Here is a 23,026-nt window from a genome sequence, read left to right as displayed (position 1 = left end):
ACAAAAAAAATATGACTTATAATCCATTACTATTTAACTTTATTTTTATGAAACGAATAATCACTACAGCAATGACGATTTTATTTCTTGCAGGTGCATGTGCACAACCCCAAAAAGAAACCCCGAAAGACGATTTCAAATTTCTGGCAGAACAATTTGCTGATTTAAAAATCATGCGCTACCAGGTTCCGGGCTTCGAAAAGCTTAGTCTGAACCAGAAAGAAATGATTTATTACCTGAGCCAGGCTGCCCTTTGTGGCCGGGATATTTTCTACGATCAGAATTATAAATACAATTTAGCTATCCGTCGTACGCTGGAACAGATTGTTATGCACTATACCGGTACCCGCGAAACAGAAGATTTCAAAAAATTTATGGTTTATACCAAAAGAGTATGGTTCTCCAATGGCATCCATCATCATTATTCTTCTGATAAGTTTGTTCCTGATTTCCCTCAGAAATACTTTGTTACTTTGGTAAAAAATTCCAAAGGAGCTAAATTTCCCCTGCGTAAAGGACAAACTTTGGACGAGTTCACTAAAGAGATTACCCCGATAATTTTTGATCCGAATATTGCTCCTAAAAAAGTAACTTTAGATGCAGATAAAGACCTTGTACTGAATTCGGCAGTTAACTTTTACGATGGAGTTAACGAAAAAGAAGCAGAAGCTTTTTATGCCAAAATGAAAAAAGCCGACGATACTACCCCCATTTCTTACGGATTAAATTCCAAACTGGTGAAAAAGGATGGTAAAATAATGGAAGAAACCTACAAAGTAGGAGGTTTATATACCCAGGCTATCGAAAAAATAGTTTACTGGCTCGAAAAAGCCGTTACCGTTGCCGAAAACGATCAGCAGAAAGCCGTTTTGCAAAAGCTGATAGAATATTACCGTACCGGAAATTTGAAAACCTGGGACGAATATAATATTCTTTGGGTAAAAGACCTGCAAAGCAACGTGGACGTTGTAAATGGTTTCGTTGAAAATTACGAAGACCCCCTTAGTATGAAAGCTACCTGGGAATCGGTGGTTGATTTTAAAGATGTAGAAGCAACCAAACGTACCGAAACTATCAGTTCCAATGCACAATGGTTCGAAGATCATTCACCTGTTGATCCCCGCTTCAGGAAAAAAGAGGTAAAAGGTGTTACTGCAAAAGTAATCACTGTTGCCCAGCTTGGAGGCGATTGTTCTCCTTCTACTCCTATCGGAATTAACCTTCCGAATGCCGACTGGATCCGTAAGGATTTTGGCTCAAAATCAGTTACCATGGATAACATTACCTATGCTTACGACCAGGCTGCGCTTGGAAATGGCTTCCTCGAAGAATTCGCTTATTCCAAAGATGAAATTGCCCTTGCACGCAAATATGGTTCGCTGGCAAGTAATCTGCATACCGATTTGCACGAATGCCTCGGACATGGTTCCGGGCAGCTACTTCCCGGTACCAGCAGCGAAGCACTAAAAAACTATCAAAGTACGCTCGAAGAAGCACGTGCCGATCTGTTTGCTTTGTATTATCTGATGGATAATAAATTGGTTGAACTCGGGTTAATTCCATCTTTGGATGTAGCCAAAGCCGAATACAATTCGTATATCCGCAATGGACTGATGACTCAGCTTACCCGCATTCAGCCGGGAAAAAATATTGAAGAATCTCATATGCGTAACCGCCAGTTGATTGCAGGTTGGGCGTATGAAAAAGGCAAAGCAGAAAATGTTATCGAAAGAAAAACCAAAGATGGGGAAACCTATTTTGTAATCAATGATTATGCTAAATTAAAAACCTTGTTTGGGAAGTTATTAGCCGAAATTCAGCGGATAAAATCAGAAGGTGATTACGAAGCGGGCAAAACCCTGGCGGAAAACTATGGCGTAAAGGTGGATCAGAAACTGCATGCAGAAGTACTGGAACGTTTCAAAAAACTGAACATTGCTCCTTACGGCGGATTTATCAACCCGGTTTTCACTCCGGTTACTAAAGATGGCAAGATTATGGATGTAAAAATATCTTACCCTGATAATTTTTCCATTCAAATGATAGAATATGGTAAACATTATTCCTATTTACCGACCTATAACTAATGGGAAGTGAAAAATTATGAAAATCCCCGGCGTTGCCCGGGGATTTTTTTTATTTTGCAGCCATAAAAACCTGGACCATTCTTTTTATGCGAAAACTGTACACTATTTTTTCCCTTTTGCTGATTTCTAACTTTTTATTTTCACAAACCCTGTTGGACGAACGGGCACTAATTTCGTTTGATAAGGGGCTGGGGTTTCACTCCCCCGACAGTTGTTTTGGTCTAAACCTTCGTTTCCGTATCCAAAACCGGGTAGCACTAAATACGGAATCTGAGAAAGATTTGAGTATAGAAACCGTTGATGCGCGTACTTCCCGCCTTCGTTTGCGTTTGGATGGTTACCTGCTCAATCAAAAGTTGACTTATGTATTGCAGTTAGGTTTTTCAAAATATGATATGGAAGGCACTTTGGATGGCTCTTCCAACATTGTTCGTGATGCCATCGTTTACTACAACTTTACTCCTGATTTTTATGTTGGTTTCGGACAATCGAAATTGCCAAGTAACCGCCAGGAAATCATCTCATCAGGGCAACAACAGTTTATTGACCGTTCCATCGTAAACGCATATTATTCCCTTGACCGGGACTATGGTTTGTTTGGCTACTATTCGAGGAAGCTGGGACAGGCAAAAGTTAACCTGAAAGGAGCAATTACTACCGGCGAAGGGCGCAACACTTACACTTCGGATGCAGGTCTTTGCTATACCGGAAGAGTAGAAGTTCTTCCTTTCGGAAATTTTACCAATAATGGCGACTTCTCGGAAGGCGATCTGGAACATGAAAAAACACCCAAGCTATCGGTTGCAGGCGGTTATAGCTTTAACAAATGGGCAAAACGTACAAAAGGACAAACAGGTACTACTTTACATAGTAAAAAAGACCTATCTTCTGTATTTGCTGATCTGTTATTTAAATATTGGGGTATTGCATTTTATTCGGAATATATGCAACGTATAGCCCCTTATTCAGATAGGGATGAGTTTGGGACAAATCCATTATTAATCGGCTATGGTTTTGCAAACCAGTTAAGCTACACTTTCCTTTCCATGTGGGAAATCAATACCCGCTATGCTTTTGTTCGCCAGGAAAAAAATGTAAAAATGTCTTTTCCAAATTCCGATGCATATACTTTGGGATGTGCTAAATATTTTAAAAGACACGCCACAAAGATTCAGGCTAATTTTTCCCTGATAAGCAAAGATGTTCCGAGTAATGAACCGTGGTGGGAAATGTCATATAACCAAACAAAGAATTTTGTCTTCCAATTACAATTAGAATTTGGAATATAGCTTGTTTTAAAAACTGATGAATGAATAAAATACTCACCCGCGCCATCTGGATAGTTTCACTGGTAAGCCTGTTTACCGACATTGCCAGCGAAATGCTTTACCCCATCATGCCGGTTTACCTGCGAAGCATCGGTTTTTCGGTGATGCTTATCGGGATACTGGAAGGGGTTGCCGAGGCTACCGCCGGGTTAAGCAAGGGATATTTTGGTAATTTATCAGATAAAATGGGCAGACGCCTGCCTTTTGTGCAATGGGGTTATGCTCTGAGTGCTATCGCCAAGCCCATGATGGCAATCCTGATACACCCGCTCTGGATATTTTTTGCCCGTACTACCGAAAGGCTGGGGAAAGGCATACGTACCAGCGCACGCGATGCCATCCTCAGCGACGAAACTACTGCAGAGCATAAGGGAATGGTGTTTGGCTTTCATCGTGCCCTCGATACCGTAGGTGCTGCCATAGGTCCGGTAGTGGCATTGGTTTATCTTTATTTTTATCCCGGACAATACCGCTGGCTGTTTCTCATTGCTTTTTTACCGGGTGTGTTTGCCATCGGACTTACTTTTTTTATCAAAGAGAAAAAGAAAACTGCCGGCAATGTTTCTGTCGGTAAGGTCGGCTTTTTCAGCTATTTTGGTTACTGGAAAACCGCATCCGTAAATTATAAACGCCTGGTGGCAGGTTTGCTTGCATTCACTCTTTTCAACAGTTCGGATGTTTTTCTTTTACTTGCCATAAAAAATCATGGACTAGGCGACACTCAAATGATAGGCGTTTATATCTTTTATAATCTTGTGTATGCACTGCTTTCGTTCCCTATAGGAATGCTTGCCGACAAAATAGGGCTGAAGCGGACGCTGATGATAGGGTTATCGATTTTTGCTTTGGTATATTTTTGCTTTGGATTTGCCGCTTCGTTGCCTGTATTTGGCATATTGTTCTTTTTTTATGCAGTATATGCCGCTTCCACCGAAGGAGTATCAAAGGCACTTATCAGCAACATTGCCGATAAAAAAGAGGTGGCTACCGCTATTGGGTTTTACAATAGCTTTGCAAGCATCTGTACCCTTATTGCAAGCAGTGTTGCCGGCTGGCTCTGGTTTAGTTTCGGACCACAAGTGATGTTTACCGTTTCCGGAATAGGGGTAGCCGTTACGGTAGTATATTTTGCCATAATAAAAATAAAAATTGCATGATTACAGTTTTATTTATTAACAAAAATATCCATGTGAGATGCAGAAGCATCTGCTTACTGACCACTCATCATTAAAAAATTGTTTTATGCCTTCAAAAAAAATTGTTTTCATTAACCTTCTTTTCAGCATTTCCTTGCAACTGTTTGCCCAGGTAAACCCAGTTGCGGATGCATTGCAGCATCATGTTGGCATACTTGCATCCGATTCCCTCGAAGGTAGAGGATTTGGCTCAAAAAGCCTTAATAAATCGGTAGATTATATCATTAATGCTTTCAAAGATGCTGGAATTAAACCTTTAAATAGCAATTATATCCAGGATTTCAGTTACCGACAGCAAAACATACGCATCGAAGGAAGGAACATCATAGGTGTTGTGGAAGGCAACGACTCCGTATTAAAAAACGAGTACATCGTACTGGGAGCCCATTACGACCATATGGGCTGGAAAATGAAAAATGGCGAAAAAATAGTTTACAACGGCGCAAACGACAATGCCTCGGGAGTGGCTTCTATTATCGAAATCGGGAAATGGCTGATTGCACACCATGATTTGCTAAAACGAAGCGTTATTCTTGTAACTTTTGACGGTGAAGAAAGCGGTTTGATTGGTTCAGATGAATTTGTGAAACGATACTCTAATTTAAGTGATATTAGGTGCATGTTCAGCCTCGACATGGTAGGTACCTACGACCAGATAGAAGGAGTTGATTTAATAGGTATTGCCTCGATAAACGATGCTGAGTATGTTGTAAAGGAAAATGCAAAAAAGGAAAATATTAAACTACGTAAAACCAACAATACAATCAGCATGGGAACCGACTCTTACAAATTCTATAAAGCTGGTATTCCTTCGGTACATGTTTTCACGGGTTCAAAGTCGCATTACCATCAACCGGAAGATGATGCAAACCTGCTCGATTACGACGGAATGTCAAAAATATGCAACCTGATGCAAAATTTAACAGTTGTTTTATCAAACAAAGAAGCGATTATACCTGCCAGTAAAATTGATGTGAAAAATGATAGCATATACAAGTTCAATATTAAGTTCGGTACGTGTTTGCTTGTGGGCAACAATCATCATGAATATGAAGAAGAGTTTTATAAGGCAAAATCCGAGTTTTCGGCAGGTGCCGGCTTGTTTGCACAATTACAGTTAAGCAACTATTTTGTCCTCCAACCCGGAGCATGTTACGAAACGAAGGGAAGCAGGCACGAAGAAGGAATTTTTCGCACCCAGTCGCTCACAATACCAATGAATTTACTTATCTCTCCAAAAATCAACACTGAAAGCGGAATGGCATACCTCTTAATGGGTGGATATTACAGCTATATCTTTTCGGGCGCCATAGACAATAAAACTATAAACTTCAATAAAACATACAACCACGAAGAATGGGGAATTAACTATGGACTCGGTCTTCAAATAAGTCATTTCCAGTTTAACATGTTTGAATCACTTGGTCTTACTAACCTTTACAAACATACTATTGACGGCAAAATGAAAAACAAGGGCTTGAACATTACTTTGGGTTATTGCTTTTAGTTATTAACCTGAATCCATAGAAATAAAAAATCATTTCTGCAGATATTAAAACCCTGACAGATTATTATCAGGCAGATGGGGAACATGTTTTATCCTGAACTCAGTTGAATAGGTTTTTTCAATTATTCTGCTTTTACGTATTGTAAGTCTGGTATAAGTTATTCCTGACTAAGTTTGAAGCCCTGTCGGGGTTGCTTATCAGGGTTTGAAACAAATGTAAGCCTCTCTTCTCCGTCGTTTTGTAAGTCCAAAAAATATATGAACGACGATCAGGATGGAGGCAAAACAAATAGCAGGTGGCTTATGTTTATTGATTTTGTTCCGGAATAGTATTTTTGGTTTCTTCGCCTGATTGTTTTTTGCCGCCATACAACAGGTATTGCTGCATCTTTGCATAGTTTTCCTGGAAAACAAGTTTTGATGCATCGCTTACGCTTGCATTGAAAGCCCATACTTTATTAAGCAAAATTGTACGGTTCTGTGTAATACTTCCACGGTCGCTTATGTATTTATCGCGTTTCTGATATTTGGAATATAATGTATCGGAAGTAGTTTTTAACGTTTCTATACCATCTGGCTTCAATCCTTTTTCTATGAGCTTGCTCTTGTATTTAGAGTCGTTTGCTGCATTGTATGCTTTTATAAGTAAATCGAACATTGATAGCGGTGATTTGCGGGCTTTTTCATAACGGTCGTGTCCGAATATCTCATTTACGACCTTATTTCCCGGAAATGCACGGTCAACATAAAAATAGAGTGTCTGCAATCTGTTACAGGCTTCTGCCATTAGTGTTTCAATTTCATTGGTCATTCCCTGCTGAACGTCAAGATAGTCATCATCTTTTATTGCCTGTCTTGCATCATTAATTGCATTTTGCCAATCTGTTTCGAAAGGAGATTGAAGGTCGGGTACTTTATCAGTAAACAATTTCTGATCTTCTATAAAAAAATCAATCATCGTTTGTGATTCGAGCAGCATTTCATCTGCCGGAATGTTAAAATCAGGTGTAATTTCATCTGGCTTTTCCATAGTTTTTTTGTGTTTAAAGGTTACTAAAATAATTCTAAAACAAAGGTATAAAAAATTTATTTTGAATAAACAAGAATTAATTTAAAAAAGTAAACAAGAAATATAGTTTCAGGCATTTTTTACAAAAGTCCTGGTTTATACAAATGGGCAAAAAGATTATTTTTGAATAAGCAAAAATCATATTTTTGAATTTATCCATCTTTTATGTTTAATATTTTTATGGCGGAAATTATCTCCGAAGTGGCGGAAGCTATTTCCGAAAAGCCGGAAACTACCTCCGAAATAACGGAAATCATTTCCGAAATGATGGAAATTATCTTAGTGAAGCCGGAGATTATTATATAAAAAGATTTCTTCGAAAAAGTAAAAATACATACCAAAAATTTATATAGCAATCTGAAAACTCAGGCTTTTTATTGATAAAAGTAATTTTATCCGGTATGAAAATATAAAACTATCTCAGCTTATTTTCTTACGGGTTTTTTACCCTATATTGTTTGCTTCTGAAAAAATTAATCGTCTTTTGCCATGCATACGCATGGTCAACCAAGAATAGTGGTCGTGGCAAAATCAGAAGGTACCAACAGGTATCATTAATAAAAAACAGGATGGAAAAACACCTTTCCTTTGCTGTTAAGTTCAATAGCCGGAGCCGGAAATTTCAGCACATTCAGCACATAAAATGCAACTTTAAGTGTTTTGGATTTTGTTTTAATCTTTGAAAAATCAATATCCGGTGAAAGATAGAATTGTCTTATCCGATTGAAATGCGGAACGGGTTTTCCATTGTATTCCGCAACATTGTTTTCGGCTCCGGTCATGCCGGTAGCGCCATACCCTGCGGCAATATTAAGCCATGCAGGAAATTGTTTGTCATGGGGAAGAAAAGAGGCGATGTTTGCTGACAGCCAAAGGGTCATTCCGTTATAATCTTTCTGGGTTTCTTCCAAAAAATTCTCCCCGAGTAAATCCGGACGATAATCTGCAAATGAAGTAGGATAGAAAGAATATTTTAAAGCAAACCGTTGCTCGTGCCAGGCTAATTGCTGCCCGACAAATAGTAATGAACCGGTTGTATTGGCAATCAAATCGCCGGGCGAAGCGCCCCACCCGACAGAAAAGCCATCAAGGATTTCAATAACGGTTTGATAAGTGAAGCCGGTAATTCCTCCGTACCAGAGTGCTTTATTTTCATTAACCCCAGCCCAACGCATGGTTTCGTACCCGAACTTACTCAGGTTATAACACGACAAACCATGCCCGACTTTATCCAGTTGCATCCATTCGCCATTATCATTTATCCAATGGAAATGAGTTTGCGGATAATCGGAATACCACATAGAATATAAGGCAGTCATACTCGTAACATACAAAACACCTTCTGTAATCAATACTCCGCGCAAACGGTTCTTGTTCAGGGAAACTGTATCGTTTAATTTCAGGCTTTTGTTACTTTGTGCAAATGAGGGCTGCATAAGCATAATACAAAAAACAAAGGCAATACAATGTTTCATCTCCCGAACGGTTATTGGGAAATCAATATAGAGAAATGCCTTTCCGTTTTATTGTCCCGAAGGTATAGCAGGTACAAACCGCCGGGTAAATCTGTTGCATCAAGGGTAAATATATCCCCTTTTTTGGGAGAAGTAAAGTACCCGTGTTGTAGAGTGATACCCCGCAAATCTGTAAGACGATACAAAACGCTGCCGACTGAAGCAGAGGTGGTACTAATAAATATCTGTCCCTGCGTAGGGTTAGGAAATACCAACCACTCATCAGAAACAACATGGGGAAAAATCCCTACTGAATTTTCTGTATTAATAAGTAATACTTCAGACCAATTGCTGTTACCACATTGGTTTGCAGTACTAACTTTAAGCATAGCTTGACCGGTAAAATAATTATCCCATGTAACTTCGCAAAGAGTATCCCGTACCATGAGTATCCCTGCCTGTTCGGGTGAAAGCTGCCAAACATAGTTTTCAGCATTTGCTACAGAATATGTTGTGTATATACTTGTGGGAGTATAATATATATCCACTTGTATGGGACCTGCCGGGATATAAGGTATTCCTGGAGCTTCAGAAACAGTAACAGTTACCGAAGAGGTAAGCGTGGTACTACCGTCGTTAATTTCGGCGGTGTAAATGGTTGTTTGCAGGGGAGTAACTACAGGGTTAAAAAGTGTTGAAGTAAATCCCTGCGGTACAGAAGTCCATATGCAGGAATAATTGCCTGTGCCTCCACCGGCAAGTGCGTTAAGTTGACTGCTGCTACCCAAACAAACTGTGTCGGGTTGTGCGTTGGTATTAACCGACAAAGGACCACCGGAAACATATACAATTACGGCATCCGAAGAAATACAGCCTGAAAAAATATCTGTAACATTAACCGTAAATTGAATCGAAGAAGTAAGATTGATAGTTACAGGCTGGGCTACAGTATTATCAACAAGCTGATCCGCAGGTTGCCAATTATAGGTAAAATTACCACTTCCACCTGAAACGATGCTTGTTAAAAGCGTACTTGATCCATACGAAATAGTTTGATCTTCTCCTGCCACTACTGCAATATTGGGGTAAATATAAAGCAGTAAAGCATCGGTAGTATCTGGGCAGTTTCCATAACCCGAAGCGGCAACACTAAGTGTAACCTGCCCTAAAGAAATATCTCCGGTTCCCGGAACGTAAATAGGATGCAACTGCTGCGGATTATCAAAATGCCCGTCACCGGAAGTAGTCCACATCAGAGATTCGTAAGCGGACGCAGTAGAAGAATTGTTAATAAACACTTCGCTTGCACAGATGGCGTCGTTAGTACCTGCAAACACTCCCGGAGCATAGTGGGCACTCAATGTCAGCGTATCGGAAGTCGTGGGACAAAGTGGTTTATTTCCTACAAGCACAAGGGATGCTCCCCCGTTTTGCATGTCCTGACTGCCGGGCGTATAAATAGTATTTAGAATCTGGGCATTACTGAAAGTTCCATCGCCTGTGGTAGTCCAAAGGAAATCGCTTGTTCCCATCACCATACCATTTAATTCAACAGGATCATTACTGCAGCGGGTAATATCGTTTCCGGCATTCACTACCAGTAAATAGTCTGAAAGAACCGGAAAGTTAATGTAATCAAGCCATGCACAATCCTGTCCGACATTTTGAGAAACATCTTTTTTATAAGTCCATAAAAATGTATGTAATCCGGCTTTAACAGGGTATGATTTTAGTGTCCAATCCATTTCACCAGCCCACCGTCCCTGTTCCTGCCCATCAATATAAAAAATCAGGAAATCGTAGTTGGGTTCAGAGGAAACTTTGCAGTAAAAACTGATAAGGGAAGCTGAAAGCACTTCCTTTTGCAGGTACATTGCCGATTGCTGGTTATGGGTAACCGTACCCGATTTTGCACAATAATCTCCCTCGAACGGAGATGCCTGATTAATTGTCCATGCAGTTTCCCCAAAAAACCGCCAGGGATATTTCTGAAAATTCCCGGTTTCGTAGTCTTCAATAATTCCTCCTACATTGAAGAAAACACTGTCAGCATTGCTGTAATTCTGATCGGCAAAAAGATTTAGATTGCAGAATGCAAGATGCGTAACAGGGCATGATGGCAAAACATGAATTCCGAAATAAAATAACACACTAGAATCAGGAAGAATAAACCCTGTAGATGCCGCAGGTTGTGTAACCTGGAAAAAAGGATCGTATGATAAAAGAATACCTTCCACGTAATTAGCCCTGCTGCCTCCACTATTTTTAATCAAAACACCAACAGTTGCAGTTTCTCCAGGCTGAAGTATTCCGTTATTCCCATCGTAAACTGTAAAGCCGGCAACTTCGAGAACAGGAGCATGCGCAATAAATGAAGAGTTGTTTTCAAATAAATCGCCGGTGCAGGTTAGCTTATTGTGAAGCCTGACCACATAGGAATCGGGTATTTCCTGCGAAACATTAAAGGCAATAGCATTCGGAATAGTGATAATCTGCCCCGAGGTCATGTTACCAATATTCTGCGTACTGTCTGTTAGATTTATAAAACTACCGGTATTGCTTACGCTAAGAGATAAATTATTTATCGCATCAGTTCCTATGTTCTGCAAAACGGCGTCAAGAGTTACGCTTTCACCAAAATCAATGATGCTGTCATTTCCAGCATGAACAATATAATTAATTTTAACCCCTTTGGTTGCAAAATTAAGCTCTTTAATATCGTATAGGAAGTTATTATCGTTTACATAAAACTTTACAGGATAGTTTTGGTAACCATTTACAGGCGTTCCACTGAAAATGCCATTTTCACTTATATTCATTTCAATGGGAAATGGCGAAGGTTCAAATTCAATTTTAGTATTTTCTGTGGGTTGTGAAAGTGAATCGGTGATGGCGGCAAAATGGAAATTCACCCCATCCCCATTTGATATTCCTGCGTTCCATTTCACCCAGCTTTGCCCCTGCACAGTTCCGTAATAAAACACAATTTTGCCGGAAGGAAACAGAGATACAGCATAATTCAGGTTTGTACTTCCCTGGGCATTGTACAGATATTCTTTCCATCTAAAAGTTACACTGTCAGCACAACCCGAATACCAAAATCCTTCAGCACCCGAATTTGAAGTCATGATAGGTTTGCACATGTATGGAGCAATATGCCGTGTATTTTTAAAGAAAGTTTTTTCGTAAATTATGAAAGTCCATGGGAAATCATTTTCTTCGAACATCAGGTAACCATCCACGTGCATATACACTTTGTTATAGTTTTTCCCATAAAAAGGAAATGAAAATGGAATTTCTTTGGCAGCATAACCATAAGAAGTATTGGTCGGTGTTAAATGAGCATCCGAAACCATTGGAAATGTAACAGTAGAATAATCTTCGGAATATGTATGGGCATTTTTCCACTTGTAAGGGGCTGTTCCGCCGCTAACATACATTTGAACACTATAAGGCTCATTGATGTTTGCAACAGGGAGGGATGTATTTGTAATTACCGGAAGATTAAAATTAAGAGTTGTGTTTATTGTTGCAGTAGTTACTCCATTCTCAACAAAAGCCGGGATAGAATTACAGGCTATTGCATTGCCTCCATTATTATAATCTATAATTTGCCAATCAATAATCTGACCGGTAGCTAAGTTATCAGGGTCGGCTTCCTGCACCATAAGGAAAAATTTAGCCGGTTGTCCGGAGGCAATTTCACTCAGGAGGGGTGTGGCATCAAGGCCAAACTCTAAGGTTTTGTCAGCTTCAGTAGTACCTCCCTGCATGTATTTATCTCCTCCCTGAAAGTCGAAAATGGGAAGGTTAAGTATTGCATCGGGTTCTGTTACTGAAATATCTGTAGATACTCCGGCTGATACTTTAATCTTTGTGCGTGAAGTATGCTTCAACGTAATTTTATAGGTGAGTTTTGGGGTACATACAGGTTTTGCGTAAATTATGGTAACAATATTATTCCAGATACCACCGTTACCTAGGTTTTCGGCAAAAGTTTTATACATCATATAGCAGAAACCGGTGTTTCCCCAGTTATTGATTCCTCCGTAGGTATTTGCAATTTTTACTCCGCCAATTTCGCAGTCTTTCAGGTTGACAATACCATCGCCATTGATATCAATATTGTTTGTGTATAAGCCGTCGTTATTATAGTCCCAACGTATGGAATCGTTATAGCCAACAATAGTCAATCCATGATTAGGGCTTCCACCCCATGATGTAATGACATATTTTCCGGATTCCGGGGTTCCTGCGGGCAATTGAAGCGTTGGATTCATATATTGAGTATAAAAATTTGCCACTCCGCCAACTGTTGAATTGCCAAGATGGTTATAAATCCAGCTTTTTAGCGTTTCAAGCCCTTCGTAAGTATTTACTTTTATCGAATAAACATCAGTAATGCGGTTTTGCATACCATTGTAATACTTTGCATAACCACTTATCCATCTCGAAGGACCCCCGTACGACATTCCACCGTAATCCGCTACATTAGGAGTTCCGCATCGTTTCAGAATTTCGAATGTTTCGAAGTAACTAACTCCGTTGTCGGTGCCATTATTGATGAAATTATAGGCAAAATGTGTGGGATATTGGTTAGCGGTGGTATTTGCAGCAACGTTTCTTGCATTATCTATTTCATAAGTAAAACCAAGTCCAATACTTGAAGCCTGCCCACATTCGAGACCTACCTGCTGAAACAAAGGACGAAAATAAGGCTGAGTAGAATTATCAACCATGGCAGGCAACAGGATTGAACGGGAAGCAAAATCCGTAACCGGGAGTTCCGGAATGCTTTTTAATCTTGCCAAATCAGCAGCGGATATTGGCGTAAGAGGAGGAAATGTTTCTGGTTGTGCAAAAAGTATAGAACTACTAAAAAAAATTGTGAGCAAGAAAAGGGATTTTTTTTTCATCCGTAATAATTTTTAAAAAATTAGATAACACACATTTTGACAATCTTCATCCGCAAAATCTCCTGACATAGGAATGCTATTTTTATAAAAAACACCAATTTACTGCAATAGGTTAGCAAATTAATAAATTGCAGAAGGTGATTATCTTTTTTTCCCAAAAATAAAATAATTTTTAATTTTGAATGTCAAAAAGAGGAAAATAATGCTATCAAAACGAACAAGATATACCATACTGGCATTAAGTAAATTAGCTATTGATTTTGGAAGGGGACCTATTTTAATTGGCGATATAGCCCGAAGTGAGCATATACCCCAGCGGTTTCTGGAACTGATTTTGCTCGATTTAAAAAAATTGGGATATGTGGGAAGTAAACTGGGGAAAAAAGGAGGCTATTTTTTGCTCAGAAATCCCTTTGACATTAGAATGTCGGAAATAATGCGTGATTTTGAAGGGCCCATTGCTTTATTACCATGTGTGTCAGAAAAATATTACCAACCCTGCGAGCACTGTAAGGACGAAACTGTCTGTGGAATCAAAAAAATGTTCCGGAAAATCAGAGATAATACCTACGAGATGTTTAACAACACTACTCTGGGTGAAATAAGCGGAAAACAAGTTTAATCTTTTACTTTATAAGCCAATAATTTATCAAGAGTGTTGGTAGCAACAAAATGGTATCTTTCACGGGCTTTGGTATAAATGCAAACCGCATGTTCTCTTGTCGCATTGTTTTGCAGCAAAGCTTTGTACAGCGGAAGTAAAAACTTTCTTCTTCCCACATTCATGAGAAAGTCCTCAGTAACCTTTAGTACTTTCAGGTAATTATTTTTCAGACATAACTCGAGCCAGCACACAAGAATTTCCGCATTGCCCGAATCAGAAAAACAAAAAGTATGGTCAAGCTCATCTAATTGTTTTTTCGACAGTCTTTCGGGCATACATTGTAACAAATGTAGCCATTCATGGCTCGACCAACCTGCTGTAACAAGAGAGGATGCGCTTTGCCCGTTTAGCCAATGCCGAAGTTCCGATTCCACTTTCCCAAAACGGGCAGATACAGGAGGTATAAACCCGGCTGGTAAACCCGGCTGGTATATCCATTTTTTAAGCTGCAGGCGACTTTTCAACGTGGAGTTATCTTTGATAATTTGTGTATTAAAATAGGTAATAAATTCTTCCGTAGTAATGGATTGAAAGCCAAATTCCGCAAAATAGTTGTTGAGAAATTTGTCGAAAGCATCTCTGCCAATAACTTTTTCGATGGTGCAAAGCATAAAATATCCTTTTTCATACGCAATCAGGGTACAACCTTCGTCGGCATTCCTGCCTTGCAAATCCAGTTTCAAACAGGTGTCAATGCTGTTATCTCCCAACTCCAGAAGCGTTTTTTGTAGTTCATGGTAGCCAATGTTTGCCAGCATTTCTGCATATGCTTTTCCTTCAATATGTTCTATGATTCTTCGTTCAAAATACACGGTAAACCCTTCGTTGAGCCAGAAGTCGTTCCATGTGGCATTGGTAACCAAATTTCCCGACCATGAATGTGCCAGCTCATGGGCAATAACGTTTACCAGCGACCTGTCGCCCGCAAGTAAAGTAGGAGTGGCAAAAGTCAGACGTGGATTTTCCATTCCCCCAAACGGAAAACTCGGAGGTAACACTAAAACGTCAAACTGTTCCCAACGATAATTACCATATAGTGCTTCTGCTGCCTGTACCATCTCTTCCATCCCGGCAAATTCATAGGTTGCTTTTTCGAGAAGATTTGGTTCGCAATACACCCCGGTGCGTTCGCTAAAGGTTTTGTAGGCAATATCTCCGCAGGCAAGTGCAAGTAGGTAGGAAGGAATAGGATGTTCCATTGTAAAATTATAAATGCCTTCCTGGTTTATTTGTCTGGGGTTACGGGCACTCATCAGCGCGAGCATCCCGGCAGGTACTTTCACTCTTGCCTCGTAAGTAAAACGTACTCCGGGAGTATCCTGGCAAGGAACCCATGTACGAGCTAAAGTAGCCTGTGATTGTGTGAAAAGGAAAGGCATATTTTTCCCTTCAGTCTGTGCTGGTTCGAGCCACTGTAACGCTTCTGCCGAAGGAACCGTTGCATATTCTATCGTGATTGCACGGGTATCCGGTTGTAGCTGTATGGTTAACGGAGTCCCCAAATGTTCTTTGGCTTCTCCAAAAGAAAAAAACGCCGGCTCCATCCCGTTCAGTAATATTTTTTTTATTTGAATTCCCATAGTATCAAAAGTGATACATCTACTATTGCCAAATTGCTCTATGGTATGGATAACTTTCCCTTCAATTATTTTTTTGGAAAAATTTATTTCCAGTTCGAGGTATGCGTGGCGGATTACCGCCTGATCGGGTCGGGAAAAAGAATGTACATCCTGAAAATACATACGTTTCAATTTTGATAATTTTGCAACGAAAATAAGAAAAAAACGGTTAGCTATGGATTCAACTTCCTTACCCGGAATTTTTGTAACCATCCCTCTGATGGATGAATTGGAAAATACAGAAGCATTATTCAACTGTCTGAATCAGCAGGAAGTAACCTATGCAACTACTGTTATTATTGTTGTTAACCAGCCCGAACGGTGGTGGAATGATGCAAACAAGTTGCAAATTTGCGAAAACAACCAGCAAACCATTGAAAAAATTAACAAAATCATTGTCAACAAAGAATGCAAATTTCCGGTGCGGCTCATTGATGCCTCTTCGCCAGGAAAAGCTTGGACTGAAAAAGCTTACGGGGTAGGGCAGGCGAGAAAAGTGGTAATGGATGCAGCTTCCGCTTTAGCCGGTGAAAAAGACATCATCGTGAGTATGGACGGCGATACGCTTTTTGGAAACAGCTACTTGCAAAGTATCGGTGATAGTTTCCGGCGTAACCCTTCGGCAGTAGCCATGGCTGTTCCCTATTATCACCATCTTACAGAAAATGAATTGATAAACAGGGCAATCTTAAGGTATGAAATTTATATGCGCTGTTACCTGCTGAACCTGATAAGAATAAACAATCCTTATGCTTTTACGGCGCTGGGTTCTGCCATGGCTTGCACTGTCAGGGCTTACAGAGTCATCATGGGGATTACTCCGCATAAGAGTGGAGAAGATTTTTATTTTCTACAAAAACTTTGCAAATATGGTACAATACTGACTGCAAATGAAGATGTTGTATATCCGGCAGCACGGTTTTCCGACAGGGTTTTTTTCGGAACAGGTCCCGCCTTAATTAAAGGCAGCCGGGGAGATTGGAGTAGTTATCCTGTTTACGATTACCGGCTTTTTAATCTGGTAAAGCAAACCTACGACGCTTTTCCCCTACTGTATACTGGTGATATTGAAACACCTATGACACCATTTCTGCAACAGGTTTTTGGTGAAGAAGACATCTGGAAGGCACTACGTAAAAATTTCAAATCACAGGAGATGTTTGTAAAAGCCTGCCGCCACAAGGTGGATGCTTTGCGGATTTTGCAGTTTCTGAAAGCTCGCCAGATGGAAAGTAGGGAATGTGATGAGAAACACTTGATTGCTTTTATGTCCGAGTGTTTTTCGCCCCATAACCTGAATTTCAGTAAAAATTTTTCTTTTGCTATTTCTCCTGTAAGCGAATTGGACATGATCAGGAATTTTTTGTTTGTTCAGGAAAAAAGTCTAAGAAAATAAAAAAAATCAGGAATTTATATATCTATCAACTAATTGTAATAGATATTCTTTTTTAATAGGTTTTGATATGTAGTCATCGCATCCTGAGTCTAATACTTTTTCTCTATCTCCAGGTAAAGCATAAGCTGTTTGGGCGATAATAGCAACATATTTTCGTTTTTCTTTAAAATATTTTGATAGATCATACCCTGGAATATCCGGTAATTTAATATCGAGCAAAATAAGTTTGATTCCCGGATTTTTATCAAATAATTCAATTGCCTGGGTCCCTGTGCTGGCAATAATCAGTTTTAAATGAGAATTTCTAAGAGCCAACTGCAAAAACAAACTGTTTACAGGATCGTCTTCTACAATAAGTACCAGGGATGCATCGTTTGAGCCAGTCCCTGAAGAATGGGTAGCAATGTCGGCTTGTTCCATTATAGCAGTTTTATAAGGTAGGGTAAAATATAACCAATTTTTCTCCAGTTTGTGTTATAATTTTTCGTTTATTGTAATGGCTGCATTTACCCTTTCTTTGTTGTATAAATGGTTGATGTTTTTTGCCAAAATCCGGTGATTTCGGCAATGGGGATGAAAGATACCCTAAAGTTTTTTCCACAAAATCAGTATTCCATATGTCAGCATACAGAATGGAAAATTTAACTTTGTAAAGCTTTGTTGAAAAAGAAATTATATGATTTTGTATTTCATTTTTTATAATAGATACCATCAAAATATTTTTTCATTCAGATGGAATAAAATTAATAAAAAAATGCTTAATACCTGAAAAAATTATTTTTTAAATAAAAATTAATCAATAATGATTTAAAAAATATTCTAAAATTAATAAAATACATATTAATTAATTAATTGCCTTTTTTCCCCATTTTATCAGAGTTTGTTCTACTTCATTAAATCGTATGGGTTTACTCAAGTAATCCACCATTCCCGCTTCGATGCATTTTTCTTTATCGCCTTGCATTACGTTTGCAGTCATGGCTATTATATTTGGATTATTTCCGTTTGAATTATCAAGTATGGCTTTAGTGGCGTCAATACCGTTCATTTCAGGCATTTGAATATCCATGAATACAATATCATAATGTTGTCGCCTCAGCGATTCAACGGCTTCTTTACCATTAGAAACGGCGTCAACCCTGTAACCCATTTTCCCAAGTAAGGAAATAACTAGTTTTTGATTAATGAGATTATCTTCGGCGATGAGAATTTTTATAGGTAACATAGCAGCAAGACATTTATTAAATTCAAATGAATGTGGGTTGTTTTTTTTGTTTTTTGAATTGGATATAGTTTTTAATACATAATCAAATAAAGTGGACATACGTATCGGTTTCGATAGTTTGGCATCGAAAATTCCGTTAGGTATACTGTCGAGGTTACCCATCGAGGTAAGCAATATGAGCGGTAAAGATTGTGTCTGAATCTGACTTTTCATCAATTTTGCAAGTTCAACGCCATCCATTTCCGGCATTTGCATATCGAGAATAGCAAGATCGAAGGTTTCGTCTTCTGATAAGATACAAAGTGCTTCTTTGGCAGAGGCTGCAAGGGTGGGAATTATTCCCCATGATTCAAGTTGAATGTTGATTATCAATAGGTTGGTTTGATTGTCATCAACAACCAGCACCTTTGCATTTTGCAATTCCGGATGTTTTCCTTTCACGTACAGCCGAGGCTTGTTTTGTTCTGTAGTTTTTAATTGCAAGGTACAAAAAAAGGTGGATCCTACGTTTTCAATGCTTTCAACCCAAATATCTCCTCCCATGAGATTAATAAGGCGTTTTGAAATAGCAAGTCCTAAACCTGTACCTTCGTATCTTCTTGTGGTGGAAACATCTGCTTGTGTAAACGCATCGAAAAGAATGCCTATTTTGTCCTGTGGTATCCCGATACCGGTATCTTTGACCGAAATAAGAATTTCCTGTGTATCACCCTTTTCACTACGTTTTTCTACCTTAATGAATACTTCACCTTTTTCGGTAAATTTTATAGCATTACTTATAAGGTTAACCAGCACCTGCTGTAAACGGGTTCTGTCGCCTATAAAAGCATGTGCAACTTCTGGTTGAATAAGATACAACAAGTCAAGACTTTTTTCGATGGCGTTGTGAGTAAAAATATCAAGAGAGTCTTCAATACAACTGCGCAGATCGAAAGGTGCTTCTTCAAAAGTAATTTTTCCGGATTCAATTTTTGAAAAGTCGAGAATTTCATTAATAATTGTTATCAGGCTTTCACCGCTTAGGCGTATAGTTTCCACAAAATCACGTTGTTCGGAAGTCAAGTTGGTATCAAGCAGAAGGCTTGTCATTCCGATTACCCCGTTCATGGGTGTTCGTATCTCATGGCTCATCATGGCAAGAAAATCTGACTTGATATGGTTGGCTTTTTCAGCTTCCCGCTTTGATTGCAGTACTGCATCTACTGTTTTAGCGCATTCTTTTAATTTTTCCTTCAACAGAGCATTTTCCTGCTCTAACTCAATTATTTTTTCTTTTGTCATCTTCCTGTAGTAATCTGTTTTTACTCATAATAAACTATTTATAAAACTTTGTAAATTATAAATGCTCTTTAGTGCTTTTGCTTTTTATACCCGAAGCCTTTTTGGTAAGAATGTATAATATTAGGCTACTCTTTCTTAGCAATAGACATGCCATTATATATTTTATTTAAAATGTGAATGTTACATTTTATAAATTAAAAGCATTCTCTTTGTTTGGGAAAATAAAGTCCCCTATTCGGACAGGAGCTTTTCTTTTCTGTCTTTACCTTTGAGACATAAAAATAATTGTTATTTTTAGCCACTTTTTTAGCATTTCTTAATCTTTTGTAAATTAATAATATCCGAAATAATAACATGAGAATGAAACGAATTATAGCATTGTTTACCATTAGTCTGCTTATTCCTGTATATGGTTTTAGCCAGGCAAATTCAGGAAATAATAATCCTGTTTCCCAAAAAATTATCACCAAAAAGCAATTACGGCTTAAAAGTAATTTGATGACTCCGGAAGTGCTCTGGTCGTTGGGTAGAGTGAATGAAGCTACCGTATCTCCCGATAAATCAACTGTACTGTATGGAGTTACTTGGTATGATGTCCCTCTGGACAAAGGCAACTGCGACCTATACACCGTTTCGGTTGATGGAAAAATACAAAATCAACTTACCTTTACTCTTTCAAGCGAATACAATCCGCAATGGACACCCGATGGGAAAAAAATAGGATTTATGAGCGCCGAAAGTGGTGAAATGCAGATGTATGAAATGTTTGCTAACGGAAGTATAGTTAAACAAGTTACTTTTATTAACGGAGGAATTTCAGGTTTTAAATATTCTCCGGATGGAAAAAATATTGTTTACACCAAAGAGGTAAAAGCAAGCCTCTCCACACAGGATTTGTATCCCGATCTGCATAAAGCCACCGGGAAAGTTATTAATAATTTGATGTACAGACATTGGGATGAATGGGTAGAAACCTATACCCATATTTTTTATGCTAAAAGAGATGGCAATATGATAACCGATGGTATTGATATTATGAAATTTGAACCATGGGAATCACCTTTAAAACCTTTCGGAGGCATGGAGCAGATTTGCTGGAGTCCCGATGGAAAAAGTATTGCCTATTCCTGCAGGAAAAAACAGGGAAAGGAATACGCTCTTTCCACAAATTCAGATATTTATATCTATAATTTAGCTACGGAAACTACAATAAATCTTACTGAAGGCATGAATGGTTACGACCTGAACCCTGTTTTTTCGCCTGATGGGAAAAAAATAGCATGGGAAAGTATGGAACGTGATGGATATGAGTCGGATAAACAACGATTAATGGTGTATGATTTTGCTTCCAAAACTATGACGGATTACTCCAAAAATTTTGACCAAAATGCGAATAATCTTGCATGGAGCGATGATAACAAACAAATCTATTTTATCAGCGATTGGCAGGCTACCGACGAAATTTATCGTCTCGAACTGAAATCGGGTAAAATTAAAAAACTCACCGACGGAGTCCATAACTATCTGAATGTTTCTGTTGCAGGAAGTACCCTTATCGGAATGCAACAAAGCATGAGTATGCCTACAGAAATCTTCGCGGTTAATTCTGCTGATGGCAAAGAAACCCAGCTCACTTTTACCAATAAAGAGCTTCTTTCACAACTTAGTATGGGAAGAGTGGAAAAACGCTGGATAAAAACTACTGATAATAAAGATATGCTGACCTGGGTAATTTACCCTCCCCAGTTTAATCCCCAGAAAAAATATCCGACTTTATTGTATTGCGAAGGCGGACCACAAAGTACTGTAAGCCAGTTTTGGTCGTATCGCTGGAACTTCCAGATAATGGCTGCAAACGGGTATATCATTGTTGCGCCCAACCGTCGCGGGCTACCCGGCTTTGGCAAAGAATGGCTTGAGCAAATCAGTGGAGACTATGGCGGACAAAATATGCAAGATTACCTTTCGGCAATTGATACCATGATAAAAGAACCTTTTGTAAATGGCGATAAATTGGGAGCCGTAGGTGCAAGTTATGGTGGTTTTTCGGTTTATTGGCTTGCGGGTAACCACAACAAACGGTTTAAAGCATTCATTGCACACGATGGTATGTTTAACCTCGAAAGCCAGTATCTTGAAACAGAGGAAATGTGGTTTGTAAACTGGGACCTTGGTGGTCCGTTTTGGGATAAAACCAATGCAACGGCACAACGCAGTTATGCCAGCTCTCCCCATCGTTTTGTGCAAAATTGGGATACTCCTATCCTAATAATTCACGGAGAAAAAGATTACCGTATATCTTCAACGCAGGGAATGAGTGCATTTAATGCAGCTATTCTCAAAGGTGTGCCTGCGCAGATGCTTTATTTTCCCAATGAAAATCATTGGGTTCTTCACCCACAGAATGGGGTGTTGTGGCAACGAACCTTTTTCGGATGGCTCGATAAATGGCTGAAATAGGTCAATGGAATATACAGAAGTACAGTTTATCTGCTCCGAACCGGAAATAGCCATGGCTTATCTGGCGGAAATAGGCTTCGATAGTTTTGCCGAAAGCGATTCCGGTTTTATGGCGTATATTCCCTCACGCCTGTTTGATGAAAATACCATACGGAAAACATTATTTACCAATAATGTACAATGTCGTTTTTCGTGGAAGCAACTTGAAGACATTAACTGGAACCAGGTTTGGGAAAGTAATTACGAACCGGTAACTATTGCAGGTCAATGCTATGTCAGGGCGCCTTTTCATCCTTCAAAGCCGGAAGCCGGATTGGAAATTATTATTGAACCCAAAATGTCGTTTGGTACGGCTCACCATGAAACCACTTCCCTGATGATAGAGATAATACTTTCTATGCAGCTGAAAGATAAAGATATATTAGATATGGGCTGTGGAACAGGCATACTTGCCATTCTTGCCGAAAAAAGGCAAGCCCATTCGGTGGATGCTATTGACAACGATGAATGGGCTTATAACAATACCTTGGAGAATATAAACAACAACCATCGGAGCAAAATAAAAGCAACATTAGGCGATGCAAATCTGCTTACAAAAAATGTTTATGATGTCGTTTTTGCAAATATTAACCGCAATATTTTACTAAACGACATGGCAAAATATGCTGGCAGTCTTAAAAACGGAGGCATTTTACTGATGAGTGGTTTTTATCAGAACGACATAGCCGCAATTGAAGCAGAAGCCACAAAAAATAATTTGAAAATTGATTTTTATCATACAAAAAACGATTGGGCTGCCGTTCATTGTACATTAAACCGATAAT

Annotated in this window: 16 protein-coding genes; 9 read left to right on the top strand and 7 right to left on the bottom strand. The window is 39.0% G+C overall.

The window, feature by feature from the left end; translation table 11 throughout:
- The first annotated feature begins 47 nt into the window (after positions 1–47).
- The 4 genes from M0R21_00235 (at position 48) to M0R21_00220 (ending at position 6,118) form a co-directional block, all read left to right on the top strand.
- Complete coding sequence (locus M0R21_00235) at positions 48–2,087, top strand: dipeptidyl peptidase 3 (protein ID MCK9616244.1); 2,040 nt, start codon at positions 48–50, stop codon at positions 2,085–2,087.
- Positions 2,088–2,173: 86 nt separating this feature from the next.
- Positions 2,174–3,376 (top strand): OprO/OprP family phosphate-selective porin, encoded by a 1,203-nt coding sequence (locus tag M0R21_00230; protein ID MCK9616243.1) that lies wholly within the window; start codon positions 2,174–2,176, stop codon positions 3,374–3,376.
- Between the two features lie 20 nt (positions 3,377–3,396).
- Entirely contained in the window at positions 3,397–4,572 is a 1,176-nt protein-coding gene (locus M0R21_00225) for an MFS transporter (GenBank protein ID MCK9616242.1), read from the top strand.
- 85 nt (positions 4,573–4,657) lie between these two features.
- On the top strand, positions 4,658–6,118 hold the full coding sequence (locus tag M0R21_00220) for a M28 family peptidase (GenBank protein ID MCK9616241.1): 1,461 nt from the start codon (positions 4,658–4,660) through the stop codon (positions 6,116–6,118).
- A gap of 307 nt (positions 6,119–6,425) precedes the next feature.
- Here M0R21_00220 and M0R21_00215 read toward each other — a convergent pair whose 3' ends face one another.
- Complete coding sequence (locus tag M0R21_00215) at positions 6,426–7,148, bottom strand: hypothetical protein (protein MCK9616240.1); 723 nt, start codon at positions 7,146–7,148, stop codon at positions 6,426–6,428.
- A 204-nt stretch (positions 7,149–7,352) separates the two neighbouring features.
- Between M0R21_00215 and M0R21_00210 the strand changes: the two genes are divergently transcribed.
- Positions 7,353–7,493 (top strand): hypothetical protein, encoded by a 141-nt coding sequence (locus tag M0R21_00210; GenBank protein MCK9616239.1) that lies wholly within the window; start codon positions 7,353–7,355, stop codon positions 7,491–7,493.
- A gap of 248 nt (positions 7,494–7,741) precedes the next feature.
- Here M0R21_00210 and M0R21_00205 read toward each other — a convergent pair whose 3' ends face one another.
- On the bottom strand, positions 7,742–8,662 hold the full coding sequence (locus M0R21_00205; GenBank protein MCK9616238.1) for a YfiM family protein: 921 nt from the start codon (positions 8,660–8,662) through the stop codon (positions 7,742–7,744).
- 11 nt (positions 8,663–8,673) lie between these two features.
- The gene (locus M0R21_00200; protein MCK9616237.1) at positions 8,674–13,557 is read right to left on the bottom strand and encodes a hypothetical protein; all 4,884 of its coding nucleotides are present in this window, start codon (positions 13,555–13,557) and stop codon (positions 8,674–8,676) included.
- Positions 13,558–13,759: 202 nt separating this feature from the next.
- Here M0R21_00200 and M0R21_00195 point away from each other — a divergent pair, with 202 nt between their 5' ends.
- Entirely contained in the window at positions 13,760–14,179 is a 420-nt protein-coding gene (locus M0R21_00195; GenBank protein ID MCK9616236.1) for an Rrf2 family transcriptional regulator, read from the top strand.
- On the opposite strand, the gene M0R21_00190 is transcribed toward M0R21_00195, so the two are convergent.
- Entirely contained in the window at positions 14,176–15,963 is a 1,788-nt protein-coding gene (locus M0R21_00190) for a M1 family metallopeptidase (GenBank protein ID MCK9616235.1), read from the bottom strand. The genes M0R21_00195 and M0R21_00190 overlap by 4 nt on opposite strands.
- 52 nt (positions 15,964–16,015) lie before the next feature.
- Between M0R21_00190 and M0R21_00185 the strand changes: the two genes are divergently transcribed.
- Positions 16,016–17,236, top strand: a complete 1,221-nt coding sequence (locus tag M0R21_00185) for a hypothetical protein (protein ID MCK9616234.1) — start codon at positions 16,016–16,018, stop codon at positions 17,234–17,236.
- A gap of 6 nt (positions 17,237–17,242) precedes the next feature.
- Here the strand turns inward: M0R21_00185 and M0R21_00180 are convergent, their stop codons facing one another.
- The 3 genes from M0R21_00180 to M0R21_00170 form a co-directional block, all read right to left on the bottom strand.
- Positions 17,243–17,656: a response regulator gene (locus M0R21_00180; GenBank protein ID MCK9616233.1), complete on the bottom strand. Its 414-nt coding sequence runs from the start codon at positions 17,654–17,656 to the stop codon at positions 17,243–17,245.
- 10 nt (positions 17,657–17,666) lie between these two features.
- On the bottom strand, positions 17,667–17,948 hold the full coding sequence (locus tag M0R21_00175) for a hypothetical protein (GenBank protein MCK9616232.1): 282 nt from the start codon (positions 17,946–17,948) through the stop codon (positions 17,667–17,669).
- Between the two features lie 132 nt (positions 17,949–18,080).
- Positions 18,081–19,742, bottom strand: coding sequence for a response regulator (locus M0R21_00170; protein ID MCK9616231.1), 1,662 nt, complete (start codon positions 19,740–19,742; stop codon positions 18,081–18,083).
- 354 nt (positions 19,743–20,096) lie between these two features.
- On the opposite strand from M0R21_00170, the gene M0R21_00165 reads away from it, so the two are divergent.
- Both M0R21_00165 and prmA read left to right on the top strand, forming a co-directional pair.
- Entirely contained in the window at positions 20,097–22,202 is a 2,106-nt protein-coding gene (locus M0R21_00165; GenBank protein MCK9616230.1) for a S9 family peptidase, read from the top strand.
- Positions 22,203–22,206: 4 nt separating this feature from the next.
- Positions 22,207–23,025, top strand: a complete 819-nt coding sequence (prmA, locus tag M0R21_00160) for a 50S ribosomal protein L11 methyltransferase (protein MCK9616229.1) — start codon at positions 22,207–22,209, stop codon at positions 23,023–23,025.
- Position 23,026: the final 1 nt, after the last annotated feature.

This window comes from Lentimicrobiaceae bacterium (assembly GCA_023227965.1).
In the GTDB taxonomy this organism is placed as follows: Bacteria; Bacteroidota; Bacteroidia; order Bacteroidales; family JALOCA01; genus JALOCA01.
This window is presented reverse-complemented; position numbering and strand designations above follow the sequence as displayed.